The organism is Microbacterium sp. SORGH_AS_0888 (genome assembly GCF_030818905.1).
Taxonomy (GTDB): domain Bacteria; phylum Actinomycetota; class Actinomycetes; order Actinomycetales; family Microbacteriaceae; genus Microbacterium.
Map to the genome: position 1 here is coordinate 1,679,014 of NZ_JAUTAZ010000001.1, position 18,225 is coordinate 1,697,238.

Consider the following 18,225-nt stretch of genomic DNA (forward strand, 5'->3'; position numbering starts at 1 on the left):
CCCCCGCCCCGTCCGCCCCCCGAGGAGGGCGGCGTCAGCGGGACGACACCGTGCCGAACAGCCGCGCGATCGGGGCCAGCACGAGCGGACGGGCGGCGACCCAGCCGCCGGCGATCACGACCAGGGACCCCGCGAAGATCCAGAACCCGGCCCAGTTCACCGCATCCTGCGCGGCGTACATGTGGTTGAGGTTGCGCAGCGCGCCCGTCGCGAGCACGAGCGTGACGTGCACCACGATGAACAGCACGAAGTAGATCATCACCGGGAAGTGCACCGCGCGCGCCCACTCGACCGGGTACGCCTTGTTGAGCGCCTTCGCGTTCTTGGGCCACACGCCGCTCATCCGCACGCCCGTGACGGCGGCGAGCGGTGCCGCCAGGAACACGGTCGCGAAGTACGCGAGCTGCTGGAGGGCGTTGTAGTTGACCCAGCCGTTCTCCGTCGGCCAGTCCAGCGACGCGTACTGCAGCGCGGCGGAGAGCGCGTTCGGGAACACCTCCCACGAGGTCGGCACGATCCGCATCCACTGGCCCGTCACGAACAGCAGCACGACGAAGACGACGCCGTTGACGAGCCACAGGATGTCGAGCGCCTGGTGGAACCACAGGTTCAGGCTGATCTTGCGCTTCTTGTTGCGCCGCGGGGACCAGAACGCGGCCGGTCGCTTCTCCCGGCGCACCTGGAGGCCGGAACGGATGATCAGCACCATCAGGAACACGTTGAAGAAGTGCTGCCAGCCGATCCATGCGGGCAGCCCCACGGGTGCGCCGTCGGGCAGGTGGTACTCGCCCGGATAGGTCGCCAGGAAGTCCTGCAGGAATCCGAGCGACACGAGCCACCGCACCGCGAGCACGAGCATGCCCACGACGAAGAGGAGTCCGAGACCGCCCACGACCACCGCACCCGCCCACTGCGCCCGCGTGAAGGGCCCGATCCGGGCGGGCTCCACGGCGGGGAGCGGCCCCTTGCCCACACGCTCGGCGCGAAGCGCATCCCACCGCTTCGAGGATGCGGTCGGGAACACCGTCGGGACGAAGGGCAGGGGGCCGGCCGCCGCGCTCGGCGCGGTCACGGCCGCCGCGCTCGGCGCGGTCACGGGCGCGGCGGGCGCCGCCACGGGCGCGGTCACGGCGGTGGCCGTCCCGGTCGGGGTGGCCGCCGTCCCGGTCGCGCTCATCGAGGCCGTCGTCGCCGCCTCGGCGGCGTCGCTCCGTGGCGCAGCCGAGGCCTCGGCAACGCCGACGACGGGCCGACGCGGCACGAAGGATGCGGGTGGCCACGGCTCACCGCCGGCCACTCGGGGCAGCCCACGGCGCAGCGTCGGCGCATCCGTCCCGGCGGCCGATTCCGCGGCCGTCGGGACCGGGCCGCCCACCGCGGGCACCACGACGCCGTCGATGCCCGCCGTCGCTGCGACGGCGCCGCCGTCCCGCGACGGCGCCTCGGGCTCCTCGCGCCCGTGCGCGACGATGTCGCCATCCCCGCCTCCCGGAGCCGCAGCAGCGGCGACCGACGCAGGTGCGGCGGAAGCGGCGACGGGCCGAGACGCAGCCGGCGGCGAGGAGAAGGACGCCGGGGGCCACGGCTCTCCCCCCGGCACCCGCGGAAGCCCGCGCCGTATCGTCCGCGCGGGCCCCGCCGCCGCGTTCGATGCACCGTCCGCGGCAGCCGCCGCATCGGCGCCGTCCGCCCCGGCCGCGACCGCCGGCGCGGCCTCGGCCACCGCGGTGCCCTCGTTCCGCGACGGCGCCTCGGACTCCTGGCGCTGGTGCGGAACGGAGACGCCCCTCCCGCTCTCCTGCGTCTCACCGAGAGGATCGGCCGCACCGGCGCCCGGCACGCCGGCTGCGCCCGACGGGACGGAGGATGCCGGAGGCCACGGCTCACCGCCGGCCACCCGGGGCAGTCCCCGCCGCGGCGTCGACCCGTACGTCGCCACCTAGGCCTTCTTCGCCTCGAGCGCCGCGATCAGCTGCGGCACGACGGTGAACAGGTCCCCGACGACGCCGAAGTCGGCGATGTCGAAGATCGGCGCATCGGCATCCTTGTTGATCGCGACGATCGTCTTCGCGGTCTGCATCCCCGCCTTGTGCTGGATCGCGCCGCTGATGCCCAGCGCGACGTACAGCTGCGGCGAGACCGAGACGCCGGTCTGCCCGACCTGCGCGGCGTGCGGGACGTACCCGGCATCGACCGCGGCGCGCGAGGCGCCGACGGCAGCGCCCAGCGCATCGGCCAGCTGCTCGACGAGCACGAACTTCTCCGCCGAGCCCAGTCCCCGGCCGCCGGAGACGACCTTCGCGGCTCCGCGCAGCTCGGGCCGCGACGACGAGGCCACGACTTCCTCGAACCGCTCGATGGTCGCCGCGGGGGCGCCCGAGGCGGCCACCTCCAGCGGCAGCACGACAGGCGACGCCACCGCATCCGCGCGCGCATCGACCGCTCCCTGGCGCACCGTGACGACGAGCGGCCCGAACGTGGATGCCGAGGTCACGTCGTACGATCCGCCGTACACCGAGTGCAGCGCGGTGATGCCGAGCTCGTCACGCGCGACGCCGACGGCATCGACCGCGATCGGCAGGCCGCGTCGCGCGGCGAGCCGCCCGGCGACATCGCGCCCCTCGATCGAGTTCGACACGAGGACCGCGTCCGGCGCCACCCGCTCGACGGCCGCGTCGAGGGCATCGACCAACGGCACGGTCAGCGCCGTGCCCGCGCCGCCGAGACCCGCGACGAGGACGGTCTGCGCGCCGAGGGATGCCGCATCCGCCGCGAGCGCCTCGTGCCGACCGGCGTCCGCGACGACGAGCGCCACGGGGGAGCCCACGAGCGCCGCGGCGCCGAGGAGCCCGGCCGACGACTTCGCCAGCTCACCCGCGGGGGTCACCTCCAGCAGCACCAGCACCGCATCAGCAGCAATCGTCATCGCACCCACCTCACGCCAGTCTGTTCTCGATGAGGAACGCGGCGAGCTTCTCTCCCGCGTCGCCCTCGTCCACGATCTTCACGCCCGCACCGCGCGGGGGCTTCGCCGCCACGGCCGTCATGATCGACCGCGCCGCGTCCGGTCGCTCGGCGTCGATGCCGAGATCTGCGAGAGACACGGTCTCGAACGGCTTCTTCTTCGCCGCCATGATGCCCTTGAAGTTCGGGAACCGGGCGTCCGGGAGCGCCTCCGTGATCGAGATCACGGCCGGCAGGCTCGCCGACACCGTCGCGACACCGACCTCGCTGGTCCTGGTGCCCGAGACCTTCCCCTCACCGATCTCGACGGCGGACAGCGCGGTCGCCTGCGGCACGCCGAGTCGCTCGGCGAGCATGGCGGGCAGGACGCCGCCCACACCGTCCGTCGAGAGGTTGCCCGCGATCACGAGGTCGAAGCCCGCCCGCCGCACGGCCTCGGCCAGCACCTCGGCCGTCAGCGACAGATCAGCGCCGCGCAGAGCATCGTCCACGACGTGCACCGCGGACGTCGCCCCCATCGCGAGCGCCTTGCGCACCGTCGCGGCGGCCGAGTCGGGCGCCATCGAGAGAGCGACGACCTCGGTGCCCGGATGCGCATCCGCGTATGCGAGGGCGACCTCGAGAGAGCGCTCGCCGATCTCGTCGAGCACCTTCTCCCCCGCGTCGCGCTCGGCCAGCCCGGTCTCCGGGTTCAGCGTCCGGTCGCCGTACGTGTCCGGCACCTCCTTGACCAGGACCACGATCCTCATCGGCATCTCCTCACATCTCGGTCGAGTCTATCCAGATCCGCGATGACACTACGTCTCATAGTTGACGACATCCTGTCTCACTCGGCCGTGCGGCGCATCCGATCACTGCGCCTCTTCGGCACGCTCCGCCGCCCGCCGCTCGGCATCGCTCGCGACGTAGCCGTCGATGTGGCGCTCATCGACGCCGTCGTACGCCGACAGGGGGCGGATGAGGGCATTGGATGCGGTCTGCTCGATGATGTGCGCGGTCCATCCCACCACGCGCGACGCCACGAACAGCGGCGTGAACGTCGGGGTGTCGTAGCCGATCAGGTGATACGCGGGACCCGAGGGGTAGTCGAGGTTGGGGTAGATGCCCTTGCGGGAGACGAACTCGCTCTCGAGCGTGTCGTAGAGCGCCGCGAGGTCACGGGCGTCGTAATGGTCGATGAGCGTGTCGAGCGCGGCCTTCATGGTCGGCACGCGGGAGTCGCCCTTCTTGTAGACGCGGTGGCCGAACCCCATGATCTTCCGCTTGGCGGCGAGCGCGTCATCGAGCCATGCGGTGACGTTCGCCGCCTCGCCGATCTCGTCGAAGATGTGCATGACGGCCTCGTTCGCACCGCCGTGCAGCGCCCCCTTGAGAGCGCCGATCGCGCCGACGACGGCCGAGTACAGGTCGGCCGTCGTCGAGGTGATGACGCGCGCCGTGAAGGTGGAGGCGTTGAACGAGTGCTCTGCGTACAGGATCATCGACACGTTGAACGCCCCCGCGACGACGTCGGCGGGCTCCTCGCCGAAGGTCATCCACAGGAAGTTGCGCGAGTAGTCGAGATCGCCCCGCGGCGGGATGAGCTCCTGACCGCGGCGACGGCGCTGGTCATAGGCGACCATGGCCGGGATCTTCGCGAACAGCAGCTTGGCCTTGGCGAGGTCGGCGGCCTCGGAGTTGTCGGCGACGCCGGGCGCCGCGGCGCCGAGCACGGAGACCGCGGTGCGCACGACATCCATCGGGTGGGCATCGAGCGGCAGCAGGTCGATGACCGTCTTCACGTCGTCGTCGAGGTCGCGATGCGTGCGCTCGAAGGTCTCGAGCTCGCTCAGCGCATGCGCCGAGGGGAGCTCGCCGTGCCAGAGGAGGTAGGCGACGGCCTCGAAGGGCTGGGTCGCGGCGAGCTCCTGCACGGGGTAGCCCCGGTACAGGAGCGAGTTGGTCTCCGGGTTCACCTTGCTGATGGCGGTGTAGTCCACCGTGACCCCGGCAAGGCCCTTCTTGATCTCGACGTCGGTCATGGTCACTCCTTCGTGTCACCCCCACCATGTCCCACTTCCGACCGCTCAGCGCACTGAGTTCCGGTCCGAAGTGGGACATGAAGCGGGGGAATGTGGGACATGGGGCGGATGCGGGGGTCAGTGTTCGATCGTGAAGTTGAAGACGGAGGTGTCGAAGCGGTTGTACTGCTCGTAGTCGACCAGATCGTAGAGATCGGCACGGTGCTGCATCTGGTCGAGCTGGCCCGTGAGATGCCCCTCCTCCTGCAGCGCGTCGAGCGCCCGGCCGGCGGCTCCCATGGCCATCCGCAGCAGGGAGACGGGCCAGATGACGATGTTGACCCCGACGTCCCGGAGCTGGTCGACCGTGAACAGGTCGCTCTTGCCGAACTCCGTCATGTTCGCGAGGATCGGGACATCCACCGCCGCCCGCACGGCAGCGAACTCCTCGAGCGTCCGCATGGCCTCGGGGAAGATCGCGTCGGCTCCCGCGTCGACGAGCCGGCGCGCCCTGTCGATCGCGGCATCCAGCCCCTCGACGGCACGGATGTCGGTGCGCGCCATCACGAGGAAGTTCGGGTCCCGACGGGCGTCGACGGCGGCACGGATGCGTTTGACCGCCGTGTCGGCATCCACCACGGCCTTGCCGTCGAGGTGCCCGCAGCGCTTGGGGTTGACCTGGTCCTCGATGTGGCAGCCGGCGAGGCCCGCGTCCTCGAGCGTCTGGATCGTGCGGGCGACGTTCATGGGCTCGCCGAACCCGGTGTCGGCGTCGATGATCGCGGGCAGCTCGGTCATGCGCGCGATCTGCCCGCCGCGCGCGGCGACCTCGGTGAGGGTCGTGAGCCCGATGTCGGGAAGGCCCAGGTCGGCGCTCAGCACGGCCCCCGAGACGTAGACGCCCTCGAAGCCCTTCCGCTCGATGAGGCGGGCCGACAGCGGGTTGAAGGCGCCCGGGAATCGCAGCAGCTCGCCCGAGGCGAGTCGCTCCCGCAGGATCCGCCGCTTCTCGTGCGCCGGCGTCGTCGCGTACAGCATCAGCAGGTTCCTCCTCGGCGTTCATAACTCAGGCAGATCGAGGCCTCGGCCCCGGACGCCGCCCCACTGCACGCCGATCTGCCTGAGTTATGCGCAGTGGCGAGGAGGGAGGGCACGGCGAGGGCGGGCGGGGCGAGGCGGGCGGGCATCAGAACAGGCCCTTCGGGGCGGGAGCCGAGGCCAGGACGCCGGGCTTCGCGACGATCGAGAGGGCGCGGACCTCGTCGGCGGTGAGCTCGGGCAGCCGCTCCGCGAGCGCGAGGAAGCGCTCGATCTCCTCCGGCGCGAGCACCGGCTCCGCGAGGATGCGGAACTTGCGGATGTAGTCCGCCCGGGCGAACGGGCGCGCGCCGAGCGGATGCGCGTCCGCCACCGCGATCTCCTCCTCGATCACGGTGCCGTCGGCGAGGCGGATCTCGGCACGGCCGCCGAAGGCCTTCTCGTCGGGGTCCTCCGAGTGGTAGCGACGTGTCCACTCCGGGTCCTCGGCGGTCGTGATCCTGTGCCACAGCGCGACGGTGTCCGGCCGTGCCGCCCGCGCGGGCGTGTAGGAGTCGACGTGGTGCCAGGCGCCGTCCTGCAGGGCCACGGCGAAGATGTACGGGATCGAGTGGTCGAGCGTCTCGCGCGAGGCCTGCGGGTCGTACTTCTGCGGGTCGTTGGCACCGGAGCCGATCACGTAGTGCGTGTGGTGGCTGGTGTGCAGCACGATCGAGGCGACAGTGGCGGGGTCGATGAGCTCGGGGTGCTCGCCGTGGAGCTTGCGGGCGAGATCGATCCACGCCTGCGCCTGGTACTCGGCCGAGTGCTCCTTGGTGTACGAGTCGAGGATCGCGCGCTTGGGCTCGCCCGCCGCGGGCAGCGGCACGTCGTAGGACGCGTCGGGACCGTCGAGCATCCACGCGATGACCCCGTCCTCGCCCTCGTAGATCGGCGAGGGGCTGGTCTCGCCCCGCATCGCGCGGTCGACCGCCTCGACCGCCATCTTGCCGGCGAACGCCGGGGCGTGCGCCTTCCAGGTCGAGATCTCGCCCTTGCGCGACTGACGCGTCGCGGTCGTCGTGTGCAGCGCCTGGCCGACCGCCTGGTAGATCGTCTCGACGGGGAGGCCCAGCAGGGCGCCGATGCCGGCGGCGGCGGACGGGCCGAGGTGCGCGACGTGGTCGATCTTGTGCTTGTGGAGCGAGATCGCGCGCACGAGGTCGATCTGGATCTCGTATCCCGTCGCGAGACCCCGCACGAGCGCGGCGCCGTCCGCATCCGTGTGCTGGGCCACGGCGAGGATGGGCGGGATGTTGTCACCGGGATGCGAGTACTCGGCGGCGAGGAACGTGTCGTGGTAGTCGAGCTCGCGCACCGCGACCCCGTTGGCCCATGCCGCCCACTCCGGGCTCGTCCGACGCTCGAGGGCGCAGCCGAAGACCGTCGCCCCCGCGCCGTTGACCGACACCGGGTGGTCCAGCGCCTGCTGCCGGGCCGCGCTGACGGGCGCACGGGTGAGGGACGCCGCCGCCACCGCCGCGTTGTCGATCACCCGGTTGATGATCATGTCCACGACCTCGGGCTCCACCGCGACCGGGTCGGCGGCGACCTCGGCGATCCGCCAGGCCAACTGCTCTTCGCGCGGGAGGCTCTCCTCGCTGCGGTGGACGCGGACGTGGTGCGTGACGGTCATGCTGCTCCTTGTCGGGTGGCTTCCTGCGTCTGCGACGCAGAGGTCGGGGGGTTCTCGAGGGAGTCGAGAATGCTCGTGAGCGCGTTATGCAGGTGCACGTGCGTGGCATGCGCGGCGAGGTCGCCGTCGCCGGCGGCGATCGCGCTCGCGATGACGCGGTGCTCGGCGACCGAGGCGGCGAGCCGCTCGGGCTGGTACCGCGCCAGTCGCCGCACCCGGACGAGATGGGTGCGGATCGTGCGCAGCCCGCCGGTCAGGTAGTCGTTGTCGGCGGCGGCGTCGAGCGCTGCGTCGAACTCGGCGATGAGCCCGTAGTAGGCGTCACGGGCGGCGTCGCCGTCGAGGCTCGCCCGTCCGAAGTCCTCGGCGAGCCGGCCGAAGGAGGGGGCGTGCGGCGAGGCCGCGGCGAGTCGCGCCGCGGTCTCCTCGAGCGCGCGCCGCACGACGAAGAGGGCGCGGATGTCGTCGGCGTCGACATCCGTGACGACCGTGACCCGCGGCGAGGTCTGCGCGACCAGGCCGTCGGCGACCAGCCGGGCGAGCGCCGCGCGAAGCGGCGTCCGGCTCACGCCGAGGCGGGCGGACTGCTCGACCTCGCCCAGCACGGTTCCCGGCGCGAGCCGGCCGGTCTGGATCTCGGCCAGGAGGGTCTCGTAGGCACGGTCGCTCGCCCGCATCTGCCCTCCTTCGGTCTCGTCCCGGTCAGTGTATACACAGAGTGAGAAAAACGCGACCCTCACGCACGTTCGCGCCATCTAGGTATACATAGCCGGATCTCGACCCGCGACGAGGAGCGCTTTCCTTCCCGCTTGTCAAGATCGAGCGAACTTTGCAGCCGGATCGATGATCAGGCCCGGGAAACCTTCCCTAGCGTCGGATCACGGCAGTGCGCGTCCGCGCCGCCGGGAGAGCGACGACGTGAGCCCGACCCCTGACGCCACCGTCGTGTTCTTCGTGTCGGACAGCACGGGGATCACGGCCGAGACGCTGGGCAACGCCCTGCTCGCGAACTTCCCCGGCCTGTCGTTCCAGCGGCGCACCATCCCGTTCATCGACTCGGTCGAGGGCGCGCGCGCCGTGGTGCGCGAGATCGAGGCGGCGACGGTCGCCGAGCCCATCGTCTTCAGCACCGTGAAGACCCCGGAGGTGGGCGAGACGATCCGTGCCGCCCGAGCCCGTCACATCGACCTGCTCAGCGGACACCTCACGGAGCTGGAGCAGTCGCTGGGCACGACAGCATCCGAGCAGCTGGGCCAGTTCCACACGGTCGGCGACACGGAGAGGTACTTCGCACGGATGCGGGCGGTCGAGTACGCGATCGAGCACGACGACGGGCAGAGCTACCGCGCGCTCGACCAGGCGGACGTCGTCATCGTCGCCCCCTCGCGGTGCGGAAAGACGCCCACCACGATGTACCTCGCGCTGCAGTACGGCCTCCTGGTGGCGAACTACCCCCTCACCGACGACGACTTCCCCACCGACCACCTGCCCCGCGCCGTCCGCCCCTACACCGCCCGCTGCTTCGGGCTGACCACGACCCCGCTGCGACTCAGCCAGGTGCGGCACGAACGGCGCCCGAACTCGACCTACTCCTCGCTCGCCCAGTGCACGGTCGAGCTGAGACGAGCCGAAGACCTCTACCGACGTACCCACATCCCGTTCGTCAACTCCGCCACGAAAAGCGTGGAGGAGATGTCGGCGGTCATCATGCAGTCCCTCAAGATCCGCCCCTGACCGCAGCGGCGCATCCCTCCCGGCACGACCGAAAGGAACGACACCATGGCACGCATCCTCTGGCTCGACCAGCTCGGCCTCGACGACCTGCCCGCCGTCGGCGGCAAGAACGCATCTCTGGGCGAGATGATCTCGCACCTGTCCGCGCTGGGGGTGCGGGTGCCGGGCGGGTTCGCCACCACCGCCGACGCCTACCGCGAGTTCCTCGCGGAGAACGGCCTGGGAGACCGCATCCGCGAAGCCGTCGAGGCGATCGACGTCGAGGATGTCGCGGCCCTCACCGCGACGGGCGCCACGATCCGCGAGTGGATCGAGACCCAGCCCTTCCCGGCGGCGCTGGAGGCCGAGCTCGCCGAGGCGTACGCCCGGGCCGAGGCCGAGAACCCCGGCGCAACGTGGGCCGTGCGATCGAGCGCGACCGCCGAAGACCTGCCGGACGCCTCCTTCGCCGGCCAGCAGGAGACGTTCCTGAACGTCGCGGGCCTGGACAACGTCCGGGATGCGGTGCGCTCGGTGTTCGCGTCGCTCTACAACGACCGCGCGATCGCCTACCGCGCGCACCACGGCTTCGACCGCACCGAGGTCGCGCTGTCGGCGGGGGTGCAGCGGATGGTGCGCTCGGATCGTGGCGCCTCCGGGGTCATGTTCACGGTCGACACCGAGTCGGGGTTCGACGGCGCGGTCTTCGTCACGAGCTCCTACGGGCTGGGCGAGGCGGTCGTGCAGGGCGCCGTGAACCCGGACGAGTTCTACGTCTCCAAGGTGGCGCTGCGAGCAGGCCGGCCCGCGGTCCTCAAGCGCTCGGTCGGCGAGAAGGCCATCGCGATGCGCTACACCGATCGGGTCGAGGCGGGCGCGAGCACGGCGTTCGTCGATGTGCCGGCGGCGGATCGCGCCCGCTTCTCGATCACCGACGAGGACGTCCAGGTCCTCGCCCGTCATGCGCTGGCGATCGAGGAGCACTACGGACGTCCGATGGACATCGAGTGGGGCAAGGACGGCGTCGACGGCGGCATCTACATCCTGCAGGCCCGGCCGGAGACGGTCGTCTCCCGGACCGAGGCCGGCGTCATCCGGCGCTTCGTGCTCGGCGAGCAGGGCGAGGTCGCGGTCGCGGGCCGGGCGATAGGCCAGCGCATCGGCGCCGGGCCCGTGCGTGTGCTGCGCGACCTCTCGCAGATGGAGGCGTTCCGTCCGGGCGAGGTGCTCGTGGCCGATATGACCGACCCCGACTGGGAGCCGATCATGAAGCGGGCGAGCGCGATCGTCACCAACCGCGGCGGCCGCACGTGCCACGCCGCCATCATCGCGCGCGAGCTCGGCATCCCCGCCGTCGTGGGCACGGGCGATGCGACGACGGCGCTCGGCGACGGGGATGACGTGACCGTCTCCTGCGCCGAGGGCGACACCGGCTTCGTGTATCGCGGCATCCTCGCCTTCGAGGAGCAGGAGACCCTGCTCGACCGGATGCCGGAGGCCCCGGTGAAGATCATGATGAACGTCGGCACCCCCGACCAGGCCTTCTCGTTCGCGCAGCTGCCCCACCGCGGCGTGGGCCTGGCGCGGCTGGAGTTCATCATCAATCGGCAGATCGGGATCCATCCGCGCGCCCTGCTCGAGTTCGAGACGCTGGAGCCGGCGCTGAAGGCGAAGGTGCAGCAGCTGACGCAGGCCTACGCCTCGCCGCGGGACTACTTCGTGCAGCGCGTCGCGGAGGGCGTGTCGATGATCGCCGCGGCGTTCGCGCCCGAGCCGGTGATCGTGCGCCTCAGCGACTTCAAGTCGAACGAGTACGCGAACCTGCTCGCGGGCGAGCTGTACGAGCCGCACGAGGAGAACCCGATGCTCGGGTACCGGGGGGCGTCGCGTTACATCTCCCCCGACTTCCGCGCCTGCTTCGACATGGAGTGCGAGGCGCTGAGCTACGTGCGCGACGAGATGGGCTTCACGAACGTGCAGATCATGGTGCCGTTCGTGCGCACGGTCGGTGAGGGGCACGCGGTCGTCGAGCTGCTCGCCGAGAACGGCCTGCGCCGCGGCGAGAACGATCTCAAGGTCATCATGATGTGCGAGCTGCCCTCGAACGCCCTGCTGGCGCCGGAGTTCCTCGAGTTCTTCGACGGCTTCTCGATCGGCTCGAACGACATGACGCAGCTCACGCTCGGCCTCGACCGCGACAGCGCGCTCGTCGCGCAGACCTTCGACGAGCGCGACCCGGCGGTGCTCCGCCTGCTGTCGATGGCGATCGCCGCCTGCCGCGAGGCGGGCAAGTACGTCGGGATCTGCGGTCAGGGTCCCTCGGACCATCCCGACCTGGCCGAGTGGCTGGTCGCCGAGGGCATCGAGTCGGTGTCGCTCAACCCCGACACCGTGGTCGAGACGTGGCTGCGCCTCGCGAAGACGGCCGCGCCCGCACCCGCACCGACTCCCACACCCGCACCGACTCCCGCACCCGCCGTCTCACACCCCTGACCATGTCCCACTTCTGACCATGTCCCACTTCTGACCTGATGATGTCCCACTTTCGACCGCTGAGGCGCCCGCCCAGCGGTCGAAAGTGGGACATGCTGGTGGATACCTGCACACCTGCGACAGAGGAGTACGTCCGTGAGGGATGCCGTCATCGTCGACGCCGTGCGCACCGCCGTCGGCAAGGGGAAGCCCGGCGGCGCACTGTCCGGCATCCATCCGACCGACCTGCTCGCCCTGACGCTCGAGGCCCTCGTCTCCCGCTCCGGGCTGGATCCGGCCGTCGTCGATGACGTGATCGCCGGCTGCGTGAGCCAGGTCGGCGAGCAGTCGACCAACATCGCCCGCCAGGCGCTGCTCGGCGCCGGGTTCCCCGAGCACGTGCCCGGCACGACGATCGACAGACAGTGCGGGTCGAGCCAGCAGGCGGCCGCGTTCGCCGCTCAGGCGGTCATGTCGGGCTTCCAGGATGTCGTCATCGCCTGCGGCGTCGAGTCGATGAGCCGCGTGCCGCTCGGAGCGGCCGCCCGCGGTCAGGACGCCTCGGGGACGAAGGCGCGAGCCCGCTACCCCGAGGGCCTCGTGCACCAGGGCGTCTCGGCCGAGCTCATCGCCGCCCGCTGGGGCTTCTCACGCGCCCAGCTCGACGACTACTCGGCGCAGTCGCATCAGCGCGCGGCGCAGGCGATCGCCGAGGGCTCGTTCGACGCCGAGCTGATCCCGATCGAGGTGACGGATGCCGCCGGCACCGTCCGCGTCCACCGGATCGATGAGACGGTACGCGCGGCGACCACGGCGCGGGCGCTGGCCGAGCTGCCGGTGTCGTTCCGCGACGAGCGGTACGAGCGACGCTTCCCGCAGATCGACTGGAAGATCACGCCCGGCAACTCGTCCCCGCTCAGCGACGGGGCCTCGGCGGCGCTGATCACGTCCTCCGAGACGGCCGAACGCCTCGGGCTCCGCCCCCGCGCCCGCTTCGTCTCCTTCCAGGCCGTCGGCGACGACCCGCTCCTGATGCTGACCGGCCCCCTCCCCGCGACCGCGAAGGTGCTCGACCGCTCCGGCCTGTCGATCGGCGACATCGACGTCTTCGAGGTCAACGAGGCGTTCGCCCCCGTGCCGCTGGCGTGGCTCGCCGAGACGGGTGCCGACCCCGCCCGCCTCAACCCGCTCGGCGGCGCGATCGCGCTCGGCCACGCCCTCGGCTCCTCGGGAACCCGGCTGCTCGCGACGCTCGTCAACCGGCTGGAGGCCACCGGCGGTCGCTACGGGCTGCAGACCATGTGCGAGGGCGGAGGGATGGCGAACGCCACCGTCATCGAGAGGATCTGAGTCGGACGATCCCGCCCGGCTCGGCTGCCACGGTGCTCGTGGACGATGATCCCCGCAACTATTACCGTCGTGTTTCGGGTGCGTGAAAGCTGAATCAGATACTTCTGCCGCGCGCACGCGACGTATATCGTCGCTGATTATGCCCAAGGCAACGGAAGGCGCCGACCCGCGCCGACTCGCTCTCGACGACATCTCGAAGGCGATCATCGAGCAGCTGCAGGAGGACGGGCGTCGCCCCTACGGCGAGATCGCTCGAGCGGTCGGGCTCAGCGAGGCCGCCACCCGGCAACGCGTGCAGAAGCTCATCGACCAGGGCGTGATGCAGATCGTCGCGGTCACCGACCCGATGCAGCTGGGCTTCTCCCGCGAGGCCATGATCGGCGTCCGCGTCTCCGGGGACACGCGGCAGATCGCGGAGCGGCTCTCGACCGCGCCCGGCGTCACCTACGTCGTGTCGACCGCGGGCTCGTTCGACCTGCTCATCGAGGTGGTGTGCGAGAACGACGACGACCTGATCGACCTGCTCAACGACCACATCCGGATCCTCCCCGAGGTCGTCTCCACCGAGACCTTCGTCTATCTCAAGCTCCACCGTCAGCTCTACAACTGGGGGACACGATGACCATCGATGACAGCGCACTGCAGGCCAAGGCCCGCGACCACCTCTGGATGCACTTCGCCCGACAGTCCGTCATGACGCAGGGCCCCGGCGTTCCCATCATCGTGAAGGGCGAGGGCCACCACATCTGGGACTCGCAGGGCAAGCGATACATCGACGGCCTCGCGGGCCTCTTCGTCGTCAACGCGGGTCACGGTCGTCGGCGGATCGCGCAGGCGGCCGCGAGGCAGGCGGAGGAGCTCGCCTTCTTCCCGCTGTGGTCGTACGCGCACCCCTCGGGCATCGAGGCGGCCGACCGCATCGCGAACCTCGCCCCCGGAGACCTCAACCACGTCTTCTTCTCGACGGGCGGCGGCGAAGCCGTCGAGACCGCGTTCAAGCTCGCGAAGCACTTCTGGAAGCTGCAGGGCAAGCCCGCCAAGCACAAGGTCATCTCGCGCGCGATCGCGTACCACGGGACGACCCAGGGCGCCCTGGCGATCACGGGCCTGCCGGTCATGAAGCACATGTTCGAGCCCGTCACACCGGGCGGCTTCCGCGTTCCCAACACGAACTACTACCGGGCCGAGGAATCCGGCTTCGGCGGCGGGACGCCCGAGGAGTTCGGGCTGTGGGCCGCCGACCGCATCGAGCAGATGATCCAGTTCGAGGGCCCCGAGACGGTCGCCGCGGTGTTCCTGGAGCCCGTGCAGAACGCCGGCGGATGCTTCCCCGCACCCGCCGGGTATTTCCAGCGGGTGCGGGAGATCTGCGACCGCTACGACGTCCTCCTCGTCTCCGACGAGGTGATCTGCGCGTTCGGCCGCCTCGGGCACTACTTCGGGGCGCAGGCGTACGACTATCAGCCCGACATGATCACCTTCGCCAAGGCCGTCACGAGCGGCTACTCCCCGCTCGGCGGCACGATCGTCAGCGACCGGGTCTATGAGCCCTTCGCGCACGGCGACCTGTCGTTCCCCCACGGATACACCTTCGGCGGGCACCCCGTCTCCGCCGCCGTGGCGCTGGAGAACCTCGACGTCTTCGAGGAGGAGCGGCTGCTGGAGAACGTCCGCGAGAACTCGCCCGTGTTCCGCGCGACGCTCGAGAAGCTCCTGGACCTCCCGATCGTCGGCGACGTGCGCGGCGACGGCTACTTCTTCGGCATCGAGCTGGTCAAGGACAAGGCCACGAAGGAGACGTTCGACGACGACGAGTCCGAGCGTCTGCTGCGGGGCTTCCTCTCGAAGGCGCTCTTCGACGCCGGGCTCTACTGCCGCGCCGACGACCGCGGCGACCCCGTCATCCAGCTCGCCCCGCCCCTCACGATCGGCCCGACCGAGTTCGGAGAGATCGAACAGATCCTGCGCTCCGTGCTCACAGAAGCCGGCGCGCGCCTCTAGCACCTCCCGTCGTACCCGCTCCACCCGTACCCGCTCCACCCGTACCCGCCCGGGCGTCCGGGCCCACCCCTTTGGAGGAGATACGAACACGCACTCGGCCGCTCCGGCGGCAACACGCGCAGGCGGCGCCTCGCTCGCCCGCACCCTGGGACTCTGGTCGATCGTCGGACTCGGCCTCGGCTACATGACGCCCACCGTCGTCTTCGACACCTTCGGGAACGTCGCCGCCGAGACGAACAACGTCGTCCCGGCGGCGTACCTCGTGGCCCTCGTCGTCATGGGCTTCACGGCCATCAGCTACGGCAAGATGGTCGGCGTCATCCCGAGCGCCGGCTCCGCGTACACATATGTGCGGGAGTCGATGCACCCCAGCCTCGGGTTCCTGGTCGGCTGGACCTCGCTCATCGACTACCTGCTGCTCCCGATGGTCAACGTGCTGATCCTGCGCAGCTACATGGAGGCGCTCTTCCCCGACGTCCCGGGCTGGGTGTGGGTCGTGGTGATCACGGGCGCAGTCACGACGATCGTCTACCTCACGATGCGCGGCACGTCGAACGTGAACATGATCCTGCTGCTGTTCTCGATCGTCGTGATGGCGGTGTTCGTCGTGCTCGTCATCGTGCAGCTCCTGCAGGGAGCGGGATCGGGCACCGTCGTCTCGGTGGCCCCCTTCGCGCACGCCGATGTCAGCTTCCAGGCGGTGCTGGCGGGCGCCACCATCGTGTGCTTCTCCTTCATCGGCTTCGACGCCGTGACGATGTACGCCGAGGAGGCGAAGACCCCGCGGACGATGCCACGCGCGATCCTGCTGACCGTGCTCGCGGGCGGGTTGATCTTCATCGTCGCGGCCTACTTCACGCAGCTGCGCTTCCCCTCCGTCGACGCCTTCCCGCAGGAGGCGATCGAGGACTCGACGCTGCCGGAGATCGGATCACAGGTCGGCGGTCTCGTGCTCCAGTCGGTCCTCACGGCGGCCGGTTTCGCCGCGACGCTGGCGTCCCTGTTCGCCTCCCACGCCTCGGTCGCGCGGATGCTGCTGGTCATGGGCCGCAACGGCGTTCTGCCGCGCCGGCTCTTCGGCTACATCAGCCCGCGCACCCACACCCCGGCCTTCACGGTCGTCCTGGTGGGCGTGATCAGCCTGCTCGCGATCGCCTTCACGCTCGACCAGATCGTGGACTACATCAACTACGGCGCGCTCATCGCGTTCTCGTTCGTGAACCTCTCGGTCATCGCGTGGTTCGCGATCCGGAAGGGCCGCCGACGCACGGTGCGCGACATCCTGAGCTACATCGTCCTGCCGGTGATCGGCGTGGGGCTCACGGGCCTGCTGTGGGTGAACCTCGACGACCACGCGCTCGTCGTGGGGCTCATCTGGACCGGGATCGGCCTCGTCTACCTGCTGATCCTCACCCGCGGCTTCCGCCGACCGGTCGTCTCGTTCGACGAGAAGCAGCCCGTCACCGGGTTCACCAAGATCGTCGAACCCGGCCCCCGCTCCCAGATCTGATCCGAGTCACGTCGCCGCCAGCGCCTCCAGCGCGGGGCGCTGTGCGGCGACGAGGAGCGGTCCGGCCGCCGCGACCGACATCCACTCGGCGCGGTCGACCTCGGGGAACCGGCGGCGGACACCCGAGCCGGGCGGCCACTCCAGCTCGAACGAGCCGAACGCGAAGGGCGGATGCCGCCAGTCGCTCGCCTCGACGGCGAACACCGACAGCCTCTTGCCGCTCGCGTAGCGGAAGACGCCGAGGGGTCGCAGCCCGGACGACGGCGGGTCGACCCCGAGCTCCTCTCGGAACTCGCGGACCGCCGCCTGCTCGGCGGTCTCCTCGGCAGGGTCGTACTCGCCCTTCGGGATGGACCATGCCCCCACGTCCTTGCGCGCCCAGAAGGGCCCGCCCATGTGCGCGATCAGGACCTCGCGGCCGCCCGCGCGGTGGAGCAGCAGCCCGGAGCTGGTCACGACCATGGGCGGGCGGACCTCAGTCGGTCAGCCGATGCCTCGGCGAGGACTCGTAGGTCTTCTCGGGATCGGTCTCCGCCACCGGCAGCAGCGCCTCGTCGATCGCGGCGAGCGTGTCGGCATCCAGCGTCACCCCGGACGCCTTCACGGTGTCGTCGAGCTGCTCGGGGCGCGAGGCCCCCACGAGCGCCGCCGACACGTTGGGGTTCTGCAGCACCCAGGCGATGGCGAGCTGGGGCATCGTGAGCCCGGCCTGCTCGGCGACGGGAACGAGGCGCTGCACGGCCTCGAGCACCTCCTCGCGCAGCAGCCGCTTGATGAAGTCCGCCCCGCTCTTCTCATCGGTCGCCCGCGAGCCCGCCGGGACCGGCTGCCCCGGCTTGTACTTGCCGCTGAGCACGCCCTGCGCCATGGGCGACCACACGATCTGCGAGATGCCGAGCTCTTCGCTGGTCGGCACGACCTTGCCTTCGATCACGCGGTACAGCATCGAGTACTGGGGCTGGTTGGAGACGAGCGGGAAGCGGAGCTCGCGGGCCAGGGCGTGGCCGGCGCGCAGCTGCTCCGCGGTCCACTCGCTGACCCCGATGTAGAGGGCCTTGCCCTGCCGGACGATGTCGGCGAAGGCCTGCATCGTCTCCTCCAACGGCGTCTCGTAGTCATACCGGTGTGCCTGGAACAGGTCCACGTAGTCGGTGCCGAGCCGGCGCAGCGACCCGTGGATGCCGTCCATCACATGCTTGCGGGAGAGCCCCGTGTCATTGGGTCCCTTGGGTCCGATCGGGAAGTACACCTTCGTGAAGATCTCCAGCGACTCACGCCGCTGACCCTTCAGCGCATCGCGGAGGACCTCCTCCGCCGCCGTGTTCGCGTAGGTGTCGGCGGTGTCGAAACTCGTGATGCCCAGGTCGAGGGCGCGGCGCACCGTCGCGATCGCCTGCTCGTTGCCGACCTGGGAGGCATGCGTGATCCAGTTGCCGTAGGTGATCTCGGAGACTTTGAAACCGCTGTTGCCAAGGTATCGATAGCTGACCATGTGTCCACGC

At 70.5% G+C, this 18,225-nt stretch carries 15 protein-coding genes; 6 read left to right on the forward strand and 9 right to left on the reverse strand.

All coding sequences use genetic code 11. The annotated features are described in order from the left end of the window. Window positions 1-34: 34 nt before the first annotated feature. The 7 genes from QE381_RS08160 to QE381_RS08190 all read right to left on the reverse strand — a co-directional run bounded on the left by QE381_RS08160 (window position 35) and on the right by QE381_RS08190 (window position 8,354). Window positions 35-1,939, reverse strand: coding sequence for a cytochrome b/b6 domain-containing protein (locus QE381_RS08160; protein WP_307217124.1), 1,905 nt, complete (start codon window positions 1,937-1,939; stop codon window positions 35-37). Next, the gene (locus QE381_RS08165; RefSeq protein WP_307217126.1) at window positions 1,940-2,926 is read right to left on the reverse strand and encodes an electron transfer flavoprotein subunit alpha/FixB family protein; all 987 of its coding nucleotides are present in this window, start codon (window positions 2,924-2,926) and stop codon (window positions 1,940-1,942) included. Window positions 2,927-2,936: 10 nt separating this feature from the next. After that, window positions 2,937-3,713, reverse strand: coding sequence for an electron transfer flavoprotein subunit beta/FixA family protein (locus QE381_RS08170; protein ID WP_307217128.1), 777 nt, complete (start codon window positions 3,711-3,713; stop codon window positions 2,937-2,939). Between the two features lie 102 nt (window positions 3,714-3,815). Next, window positions 3,816-4,985, reverse strand: coding sequence for a bifunctional 2-methylcitrate synthase/citrate synthase (locus QE381_RS08175; RefSeq protein WP_307217129.1), 1,170 nt, complete (start codon window positions 4,983-4,985; stop codon window positions 3,816-3,818). 117 nt (window positions 4,986-5,102) lie between these two features. Continuing rightward, entirely contained in the window at window positions 5,103-6,002 is a 900-nt protein-coding gene (gene prpB / locus QE381_RS08180; RefSeq protein ID WP_307217131.1) for a methylisocitrate lyase, read from the reverse strand. Window positions 6,003-6,150: 148 nt separating this feature from the next. After that, complete coding sequence (locus tag QE381_RS08185; protein WP_307217133.1) at window positions 6,151-7,677, reverse strand: MmgE/PrpD family protein; 1,527 nt, start codon at window positions 7,675-7,677, stop codon at window positions 6,151-6,153. Next, complete coding sequence (locus QE381_RS08190) at window positions 7,674-8,354, reverse strand: GntR family transcriptional regulator (RefSeq protein ID WP_307217135.1); 681 nt, start codon at window positions 8,352-8,354, stop codon at window positions 7,674-7,676. Before QE381_RS08190 ends, QE381_RS08185 begins: the two co-directional genes overlap by 4 nt. A 241-nt stretch (window positions 8,355-8,595) precedes the next feature. Here QE381_RS08190 and QE381_RS08195 point away from each other — a divergent pair, with 241 nt between their 5' ends. The 6 genes from QE381_RS08195 (at window position 8,596) to QE381_RS08220 (ending at window position 16,723) form a co-directional block, all read left to right on the forward strand. Beyond that, window positions 8,596-9,411 (forward strand): pyruvate, water dikinase regulatory protein, encoded by an 816-nt coding sequence (locus QE381_RS08195; protein WP_307217136.1) that lies wholly within the window; start codon window positions 8,596-8,598, stop codon window positions 9,409-9,411. Between the two features lie 45 nt (window positions 9,412-9,456). Next, a complete protein-coding gene (gene ppsA / locus QE381_RS08200) occupies window positions 9,457-11,883 on the forward strand; it encodes a phosphoenolpyruvate synthase (protein WP_307217137.1) in 2,427 nt (808 codons plus the stop codon). A 135-nt stretch (window positions 11,884-12,018) separates the two neighbouring features. Continuing rightward, window positions 12,019-13,212: a thiolase family protein gene (locus tag QE381_RS08205; RefSeq protein WP_307217138.1), complete on the forward strand. Its 1,194-nt coding sequence runs from the start codon at window positions 12,019-12,021 to the stop codon at window positions 13,210-13,212. 139 nt (window positions 13,213-13,351) lie between these two features. Then, window positions 13,352-13,834, forward strand: a complete 483-nt coding sequence (locus QE381_RS08210) for an Lrp/AsnC family transcriptional regulator (protein WP_307217139.1) — start codon at window positions 13,352-13,354, stop codon at window positions 13,832-13,834. Beyond that, window positions 13,831-15,213 carry an aspartate aminotransferase family protein gene (locus QE381_RS08215; protein WP_307217140.1) on the forward strand — a complete coding sequence of 461 codons (1,383 nt, stop codon included), beginning with the start codon at window positions 13,831-13,833 and terminating at the stop codon, window positions 15,211-15,213. The genes QE381_RS08210 and QE381_RS08215 overlap by 4 nt, the downstream gene beginning before the upstream one ends. A gap of 145 nt (window positions 15,214-15,358) precedes the next feature. Beyond that, window positions 15,359-16,723 (forward strand): APC family permease, encoded by a 1,365-nt coding sequence (locus tag QE381_RS08220; RefSeq protein ID WP_307220445.1) that lies wholly within the window; start codon window positions 15,359-15,361, stop codon window positions 16,721-16,723. A gap of 6 nt (window positions 16,724-16,729) precedes the next feature. On the opposite strand, the gene QE381_RS08225 is transcribed toward QE381_RS08220, so the two are convergent. Together QE381_RS08225 and QE381_RS08230 are read right to left on the reverse strand one after the other, a co-directional pair. Beyond that, window positions 16,730-17,185 carry an NUDIX domain-containing protein gene (locus QE381_RS08225; RefSeq protein ID WP_307217142.1) on the reverse strand — a complete coding sequence of 152 codons (456 nt, stop codon included), beginning with the start codon at window positions 17,183-17,185 and terminating at the stop codon, window positions 16,730-16,732. 13 nt (window positions 17,186-17,198) lie between these two features. Continuing rightward, the gene (locus QE381_RS08230; protein ID WP_307217145.1) at window positions 17,199-18,215 is read right to left on the reverse strand and encodes an aldo/keto reductase family protein; all 1,017 of its coding nucleotides are present in this window, start codon (window positions 18,213-18,215) and stop codon (window positions 17,199-17,201) included. Window positions 18,216-18,225 lie beyond the last annotated feature (10 nt).

What these genes read in the sequence shown, in the direction of transcription:
- QE381_RS08165 (WP_307217126.1), bottom strand. Translation starts at nt 2,926, where the DNA reads ATGACGATTGCTGCTGATGCGGTGCTGGTGCTGCTGGAGGTGACCCCC.
- QE381_RS08170 (WP_307217128.1), bottom strand. Translation starts at nt 3,713, where the DNA reads ATGAGGATCGTGGTCCTGGTCAAGGAGGTGCCGGACACGTACGGCGAC.
- QE381_RS08175 (WP_307217129.1), bottom strand. Translation starts at nt 4,985, where the DNA reads ATGACCGACGTCGAGATCAAGAAGGGCCTTGCCGGGGTCACGGTGGAC.
- prpB (WP_307217131.1), bottom strand. Translation starts at nt 6,002, where the DNA reads ATGCTGTACGCGACGACGCCGGCGCACGAGAAGCGGCGGATCCTGCGG.
- QE381_RS08185 (WP_307217133.1), bottom strand. Translation starts at nt 7,677, where the DNA reads ATGACCGTCACGCACCACGTCCGCGTCCACCGCAGCGAGGAGAGCCTC.
- QE381_RS08190 (WP_307217135.1), bottom strand. Translation starts at nt 8,354, where the DNA reads ATGCGGGCGAGCGACCGTGCCTACGAGACCCTCCTGGCCGAGATCCAG.
- ppsA (WP_307217137.1), top strand. Translation starts at nt 9,457, where the DNA reads ATGGCACGCATCCTCTGGCTCGACCAGCTCGGCCTCGACGACCTGCCC.
- QE381_RS08210 (WP_307217139.1), top strand. Translation starts at nt 13,352, where the DNA reads ATGCCCAAGGCAACGGAAGGCGCCGACCCGCGCCGACTCGCTCTCGAC.
- QE381_RS08215 (WP_307217140.1), top strand. Translation starts at nt 13,831, where the DNA reads ATGACCATCGATGACAGCGCACTGCAGGCCAAGGCCCGCGACCACCTC.
- QE381_RS08225 (WP_307217142.1), bottom strand. Translation starts at nt 17,185, where the DNA reads ATGGTCGTGACCAGCTCCGGGCTGCTGCTCCACCGCGCGGGCGGCCGC.
- QE381_RS08230 (WP_307217145.1), bottom strand. Translation starts at nt 18,215, where the DNA reads ATGGTCAGCTATCGATACCTTGGCAACAGCGGTTTCAAAGTCTCCGAG.